3 protein-coding genes are annotated in these 1,231 nt (G+C 38.4%); all 3 read left to right on the forward strand.

Features of this window, described 5'->3' with window-relative positions:
- Positions 1-84: 84 nt before the first annotated feature.
- The 3 genes from HC000_RS18270 (at position 85) to HC000_RS18655 (ending at position 1,120) form a co-directional block, all read left to right on the forward strand.
- The gene (locus tag HC000_RS18270) at positions 85-462 is read left to right on the forward strand and encodes a MerR family transcriptional regulator (RefSeq protein ID WP_010557530.1); all 378 of its coding nucleotides are present in this window, start codon (positions 85-87) and stop codon (positions 460-462) included.
- A gap of 65 nt (positions 463-527) precedes the next feature.
- Entirely contained in the window at positions 528-917 is a 390-nt protein-coding gene (merC, locus tag HC000_RS18275) for an organomercurial transporter MerC (protein WP_024601094.1), read from the forward strand.
- Complete coding sequence (locus tag HC000_RS18655) at positions 905-1,120, forward strand: GDCCVxC domain-containing (seleno)protein (RefSeq protein ID WP_076916053.1); 216 nt, start codon at positions 905-907, stop codon at positions 1,118-1,120. The genes merC and HC000_RS18655 overlap by 13 nt, the downstream gene beginning before the upstream one ends.
- Positions 1,121-1,231 lie beyond the last annotated feature (111 nt).

Here is a 1,231-nt window from a genome sequence, read left to right on the forward strand (position 1 = left end):
GAAAACCAGTCATTGTAGTTCGAGCAATTTTACTTCGTATTGATATACTAATGTCATGATTAAAGTTGATTTTATGGTTGGACGATGAAAACAATAGGCAAGTTGGCTAAAGAACTTGATATAGGCGTAGAAACTATACGGTTTTATGAGCGGGAAGGCTTGATAAAACAGCCTCAAAAACCTCAAAATGGTTATCGTGTCTATGACGACTCAATCACCAAACAATTACAATTCATCTGTAAGGCCAAAGCACTTGGCTTTACTCTAAAAGAAGTGGCTTCATTGATGTCAATGGATGGCGATTGTGCCAAAGTAGAATCCCTAGGCTTGCTGAAATTGAACGTAATTCAAAATAAGATAGCTGACCTTCAACGCTTAGAAGTCGTCATAAAAGAAATGACTAATTCATGCCGCAACAATAACGATCAATCCCACTGCCCAATAATCGATTCGCTAAAATAGTATTGACTCCGTACCTACCTACGGAGTTCATACTCAAATCATTCAAATAATGTTAGACGTTAAAAATGATTAATAAGATTTTAGATAAAGTTAGCTCAGGTGGTGTTTGGCTTGCGGCTCTTAGTTGTACGGGGTGCTTCCCCGCACTCGGCTCGTTAGCATCAGCATTAGGATTAGGCTTTCTCTCTCACTTTGAGGGAATTGCTGTAAATACCTTGTTACCTATATTTGCAACTCTGGCATTGTTGGTAAATTTGTATAACTGGTATAAAAACCAAAATCATGCGAGAGGTATTCTTGGGGTTATTGGCCCTATAGCGGTTTTGTTAACCCTCTATCCACTATGGCAATACGAATGGAGCACTTATTTGTTTTATGTAGGTATTTGTTTGATGATTGTAATGTCCGTATTAGACATTGTTAAACCTTTGAAGGAGCAAACATGCAAAGTATAGAGTTAAATTCTACCATTACTTGCCCTGAGTGTGGCTTCAGTAAAACTGAAGAAATGCCAACCAACGCTTGCCAGTGGTATTATGAATGTGAATCTTGCAAAGTTCTCCTAAAGCCTTTGAAAGGCGATTGTTGCGTATATTGCTCTTATGGAACAGTGAAATGCCCGCCAATTCAAGAAGGTCAAAGTTGTTGCGATAGCTAAATGACAGTCTATTAATGGCAATGAGAAGGCATAAAAAGAAATAGTGAAATGTCAGCAATCGTATCATTGCAGCCTTTATCACTAAGTCACTCAAGGGCTGCTTTTGGCACA

It is taken from the genome of Pseudoalteromonas sp. MIP2626, assembly GCF_013414205.1.
GTDB classification, from domain to species: Bacteria; Pseudomonadota; Gammaproteobacteria; order Enterobacterales; family Alteromonadaceae; genus Pseudoalteromonas; species Pseudoalteromonas nigrifaciens.

What these genes read in the sequence shown, in the direction of transcription:
- HC000_RS18270 (WP_010557530.1), top strand. Translation starts at nt 85, where the DNA reads ATGAAAACAATAGGCAAGTTGGCTAAAGAACTTGATATAGGCGTAGAA.
- merC (WP_024601094.1), top strand. Translation starts at nt 528, where the DNA reads ATGATTAATAAGATTTTAGATAAAGTTAGCTCAGGTGGTGTTTGGCTT.
- HC000_RS18655 (WP_076916053.1), top strand. Translation starts at nt 905, where the DNA reads ATGCAAAGTATAGAGTTAAATTCTACCATTACTTGCCCTGAGTGTGGC.